This window comes from Acinetobacter sp. 102 (assembly GCF_037028485.1).
Classification (GTDB): Bacteria; Pseudomonadota; Gammaproteobacteria; order Pseudomonadales; family Moraxellaceae; genus Acinetobacter; species Acinetobacter higginsii.
In genome coordinates, this window is sequence record NZ_JAZEZK010000038.1 from 1 (window position 1) to 6,665 (window position 6,665).

Consider the following 6,665-nt stretch of genomic DNA (forward strand, 5'->3'; position numbering starts at 1 on the left):
TTCCTAGTTATAAAGATCATGAAAATAATATGTAACCGAACCGTTTTTTTATTTCGGATTAATCTAATATTGATTCATGCTCACGACCGTTTGATCTATTTTTTCTTGTATATCAAATTCATTCGACTATATTCAACGTTTACAACGTACTATCTCAAACTATTCCCGATATAAAGGAAATTTTGTAATTGTAGATACTCTTATATAAGCCCCCTAAATTTGGCTATTTCCCCTTATCCAGCAAGGATTTTACCCAAAATTTTCACTATAAATCCCCCCTCTAAACTCTCCCAATAGAAAATTTATCCAAAACTATTTCTTATCGACTATAAAATTGAAAATAGCCTAACTATAAGTCAGATTATAACTATTGTATGGATCCAATATCGAGCCTAAATCAGTTTAGTCCTTAAGAAAATATAAACACGTCATCTCAGAATCAATAGCTTTAATGCTATGATCAAAAATTAAAATAAAGTTATTCAGTTCATAATGGTATGAGTTGGAAAACCATCAAATTTTCACTGCAATTAAATTGAATACACAAAAGTAGCCTTATTTAATAAAGACTACTAAAAACTGGTACTATATTAGACTGCGATTTTTTCTCCTGTGTTCAGACATAGTAGATATTGATCATCTAATTTCTGAAAAGCTAATGTGATTGGAGGTTCATTTTCCATTAAAGCCTGAATACCTTGCTCTGCTATTTTCATGGCAAACATACTTTTTTCAGTGAAGTTCACTGAAAATTGCTCTACAGCTTGTAGTAACTCTAGTTTTCTCTTCTCCAAAATACCAACTTGTTTTTTCAATTTTTGATCAACAGCAATACCAGTCATAGTTACTGTAGTAGTTAAACCCATACTAGCTATCAAACCTATAGGCCCTAAAGTGACAGTTAACACTGACGCAGCAATTTTTCCCTTATGATCACTTACTACTTTCTGAGCCTTATTAGTCCAAGAATTCATAGCGTTAATTTCACTGGTAATATTTTCTTTTAACTGAGTATTTAACAATGTTAAATGTTCTAACTCATTTAGAATACGTTTTTGAATCAATTCTTTGATTGCATCCATATCCCCAAGGTGATTCATAAGATGACAACAAATTAGACGCAAACTTAAACACAGATATGCTAGCTCAGCAAATTCATTTACTTCTTTTACTTTTTTATCAATATCTATTTTTAGGTCTGCTGTTCCAAATATTTCCTTATGCTCTACTTTTTTTAGACCATATTTCTCTAAATCTGTTTTAAGGTGATAGTAGATCTGTTTTAGATCATCATCATATTTTGATAAAATAGAAGAATTAAGAATAACTTTGCGTTGTTCTGGATTTGCAAAAGTTAAGAATTCGATCTTCTCTTTTAAGCTATCAAAGATTGCCTGAATTCTTGCTTCACGTTCAGTTTGCTGGAAATCACTTATCCGCTCTACACTATCCTTTAAATCTTCTAGTTTTTTATTAATGTCGGCCAAATGCTTTTGTGCAACGACTACAGAGGCGATCTGCCAGACAGCAGCAGCATTTACTAACTTGGATAATGAATCAGCATGATATAAGCGAGCATGTTCTGTAAATTTTCCATTTGTAGCTCTAGAAAATGCTCTTAAACCATTTCCATCAGCAGCTTTAGCTAAATCTCCATGAATTACAACTTCCATAATATGCTTATTTGCTACTTCGGTTGCTGTCATTAATGCAGGCGCTGCTTGCGCTGCAACAGAAGCAATATTTGAAAGAGCATCTAAAAAGGGAATTTTTTTATATACTTTTTCATGCTTACAAGCTAGAGCTGAAATTTCTAGCAAAGGACGTTTCTCATCTTCCCCAATTAAAATTGCATGCGAACTCATCATTTTTATCCTTTTACAAAGTAATCTTAAGTTTAAGACAAAATTCACCCAATTGTTATAGATAGCTAAAATATATAAATTTATCCAATTTCTCATATAACTAATTTGCAACTTATCACAAATTATAATATATGATTTTAGTTTTTAAGATGACTGTGTCAAACAAAGAACTGACCATAATAGATCACATTGAAATCAAAATTAAAACTTAAGACTGCAAACCTGAGATTGAGTTAAGCCCCCTTCCATTCAGATTTTATAAAGCATCATCTTAAAGTTGAACATTTTGCAATAATTACAATGACACATCCTAAGCTTAGTGAAGACAATTGCACCATTGGAAACACATAATGACTTAAGGCTGTGATCAAAACCTAGAATAAATCTGAACTAACCCATATCAAATATACTCAATGCAACAAGTTCATAAAGAAACATCTAATACAAAGATATCAATACGACCCTTTAATTCACTTGGTAATTCGTTCTCTAAAATTAATTTTAGCTCTTGAGCTGAACTAATCCCATGATTAGTGATATTAGCCACTTTTTCATTGGTACCAAACCATAATACAAAATATATTCCTTGGTGTTCAGCATCAGGGTGAATTGAATATCGCTGAGATAATTGAGTTGATGCCGCCTTATACAAGTCTTTATGCCATTGGCCTTTTGACTCTAGCATTAAAAGTTTTCTTTCATTCTCAATAACTTTGGCAAAGGTTATATCGCAACGATTTGTATGTTGCATCTGATGTTCTAAAGTTACAATGACCCCTTTAGTTGAAAGTCTTAATTTCAATCTATCAGCAACAATCTTGGTGGCATCCACTTCATTTAAATGAATATATTTCGAAAAAGTCGATCCATCATATTGCTTATGGTAAAAAAGTGAAGGTGATGTTGTATCTCCTCCTCTAAGATCATTTTGATAGAACTCTAGCTCTTCTAAAATTAATGCCCTCAACCCTTCTACTGTTACCACCTCTTCATTATCCAAAAACTTAACAATTTCTTCTGGAGATGGTGCCTTAAAGTTTGTTAAAGCAAGGTTTCTTATAAGTGTTGACCGAATACTTTTTAGATCTAATCGCATGGCTTCGAATCTAGAATCTAAAATTAAATTATTCACAATAAATAATGATTTTTCAGAAATATGCTTTGTAAATTTCCAAATTATATTACTTATAAATCTATATGCTATCTCATTAGGTGGATCCCCAGTACCCCAAGAATCAGGTAGACTAACTTTAGGCCACTGATCTATAAATGTGTCTAGAATCCACCAAATTTTAGTAGGAGTTAATATAGGCCAAAACGGGTGATCTCCATGACGAATACCTTCATCTCGATCGCTTAGAAGAAATATCGTTTTTTCTTGCTCTTTTAAAACCCCCCAATAAGAAACTATCTCAGCCTCATCAAGAAAAAAAAATGCTCTTATAAACCAGAAAATTAATTTCGATTTTATGCTTTCTAAATCAACAGCATGTGTTATAAGTTGTTCATTTAATTCCTCACACCGTAGGAGAACTAATTTTTTCAATTGATTTTTATCACAGAATTGTGCACTTAAATCGAATAATGTTTTTGACGTAGCTATACTAATATTTGGATATTTAATAAGCCATTCTAATGGTAACGTTGCTTGAAATTCTCTGAATGTATCACTGTAACGTAACCACCCAACTTGTGTATATTCACTATTATTGTAGGTCAACTGATGTTCAATATAATCTTTTAAAAATCTTAGCCGACTCTCATAATCTGGGAAAAGGATTCGATCAACTTCATTTCTAAATGCCTTATGTTCATTCTCATTAACAGTATATGGCCGATGAACAATACCTGTCCGCAATGCTTGTAATAATTTCAATTTAACGCCATCAAGGTTTCCTTTTTCTCTAAATATCTCTAGACAAGCTGCATGTAAAATAACTTCTGAATGGTATCTAGTAGAACTACAATGTGCTTTAGCCAGTTCATTTAAATTAGGTACATGAGATTCTATAAATGGTAAACAGTTTTTAAGTGATGCCTTTACTAAATTTTCATCACCAAATTCCTGAATAATTCTTCCTGGATTATTTAATGTTAAGTTAGCAAAATCCAACAAGCAGCTCCAATGCTTGCCACTTTCTATCAACTCACGATTATTCTGAATATATTGAATATTTTTATTTCTTAGCATTTGCTGTTTAAATTTTCCATTTTTCATACGACGACTATTAATTATAGCTTGAGTATTTTTAAAACTTTCCTTGGAGGCTAAATTCTTTTTAGTCCATTCTTTCAAAAAGTTAATATTTTTAGCTGCTTGTAACTTTGCATATCTACGCTGCTCATAATTAACCTCAGCTTTATTTTTTGCATAAAATTGATGGGGTTGTACAAAATAAGACCATAATTTTACATTATTATTTGCAAAAGCAAAATCCAGAATAAAATAGTAATCTTGAAATTTTAGACTCAAACCAGAATGAGTATATAATGACAGTTTCCTAGAAATTACTTGATATATATCATCAGTAGAAGTTACACCTTCAAATGCTAACTTTATAAGGCTATGGCGTAAATTATCTTCATTTTGTAATACTTTTACAGCAGTGCTGTCTTCTTCACTCTTTCCACTATGGAAATTTAGATTTCTTAACCAAATCCATATTCTTTGAGGATCATAAGAATTTTTTTCTATTTTAAAATAATGATCTAGAAGCATTCCGATAACTTTACTTATTCCATTACGACAAAAACAGTCGTATGGTTCTTTGTTACACGTACAACAAAGCCCATAAGTTAGACTATCAAGAAGTCTTATAACTAATTCATAATTAAGATTGTTAATGAAGTTTTTAACAAAATAGCGTTCACCTATAGTTCTGTCTTGTCCAATATTTTTTTGGGGGTATAACAAAGTACATTTTTCTAGAAATTCTAAAATTAGATCATAAGAAAAATAATTAACATCAATATCATCCATCAAATTTACTACTATATTTAATGATGATTTTTCTCCTTGTTCTATGAGTCTTTCAATAGTCAGAACTATTTCATAATCAGCTATTTCCTTTAACCTTATTCCAGCTAATTCTCTTATATATTGATCAACTTCCTTATTTAGCAAAATCCCTTCTAATTCAAGAATTAAAGATTTAAGAATTATTGAATTTTCTATTAATTCCAAAATTAACCCACGTAGTAACCCCTTATTGGATTCAACTAATATCGATTTAATTATGGATATAGAGTTATCATCAAAAAATCCAGAAATAGAGAAAGTTCTCCCCATATCACTCCGACGAAAATAAGGATCTTCTTCTACAAGGCACGTTAACTTTTCTAATAAAAATTTTTTTGATGAAGAAAGAAGTTGAGAGGGGTCTCCGTTTGCTAATACCGCATAAGGATCAATATTAATTAATGTCTCTTGTATAGATTTATTACCTAAAGCTGCCATCCACGCTACGAGACCTCTTAACTCATCTCGCACTATTCCATTTGGCGCAATAATCGATAGACATTGATGTAATGAGATATTATTACGATTGGCATTAATTCTTTTTACTAAATAATTAGCAGCTGTAAATTCAGCAATAATTTTATGACTAGGTTGATGTAGGCTAACATTGTCTGCTAACTTAAAAAGTTTACTCGACAATAAAGATAAATATTGTTCTACACTATCCAACGTAATTAGTGTATCTATTCTAGGATATAAAGTGTCATGATCATTTGGATTAGTGCTTACTCCCTCTGCGCCTGATAATAATATTTTTGCAAATATTTCTTCTGTAAATTCCAGTTTTCTTTGTATTGGTAAGTCATTCCTAAAGTTAAAAGCATTATTTGACTCTTTTGCTGAGGCCTTAACTGCATGATTAAATATAAATTTTCGATCAGAAAAAACTCGATTACTTTCAATATATGCATCGGCAAAGATTTTCAAAAATTGGGGATTGGAAAGTAAAGGTTCCAAATTATATTTTGTGACTTCTGATTCAAATTTTTTGAAATCTTCCAGTGGCTTATAATTTTCAAAAATTTGCTGTTGTTCTGATTCGTTAAAAGGAAATAAACGGAAAACTCTTGGTTCTATTTCAAAGTTTTCTCTGACCAAACTAGTATAAGACTCTTCCCACTCACTTGATCTACTTGAAATAATTATTTTTTTGGGTTCTAGATCTGCTGCCTTTCCAAGTAGATTACTTACGGCTGATTGATCTATTCTGACCAGCTCATCTAGAGCATCAATAATTAAAATTGAATTTCTATCTTGGTTATTTCTATTGATAAATGTGTTCGCTGATTTCTTTTTTACATTTAGTTGGTTGGAAAAACTTTCTAGAAGTGAAGTTTTTCCAGCACCTGGCTCTGCTAAAATAATTATTATTTGAAATTTCTGAATAATTTCTAACTCAGAGTACTCCTTTTCATAATCATAAAGCTTTCTTTGCAGGTAAAAATTCGGAGTCATATCAAACAAGTAAAAAATATCAATACAATTCTTTTTACATTGAAACTCTTTCATTGTCCATTATAAAAATAAGTGACTTAAGCCAAATATCATATAATTCTTCAATTTAGATTTTCATAGTTCATATACAAATTTTCAGTCTGAATGTAAATCCTATCTTTCAAAGTATACTGAAATACTCTCTATAGGCAAATCTCTCAAAGTACATCATCTCTTCACACACTATGAAATAATGACAGCGGTCTACTACAGGACAGCAAAAATAGACCGCAGGAATGCAAAGAATTTTTATAGACCGCAAATATCATGCTCACTTTGCGTACAAC

The 6,665-nt window shown here is 31.0% G+C and carries 2 protein-coding genes; both read right to left on the bottom strand.

Annotated features, from left to right (window positions below; translation table 11 throughout):
• Positions 1-590: 590 nt before the first annotated feature.
• Positions 591-1,865 (bottom strand): hypothetical protein, encoded by a 1,275-nt coding sequence (locus tag WA352_RS21435; protein ID WP_033133330.1) that lies wholly within the window; start codon positions 1,863-1,865, stop codon positions 591-593.
• Between the two features lie 424 nt (positions 1,866-2,289).
• On the bottom strand, positions 2,290-6,393 hold the full coding sequence (locus WA352_RS21440) for a hypothetical protein (protein WP_227505279.1): 4,104 nt from the start codon (positions 6,391-6,393) through the stop codon (positions 2,290-2,292).
• Positions 6,394-6,665 lie beyond the last annotated feature (272 nt).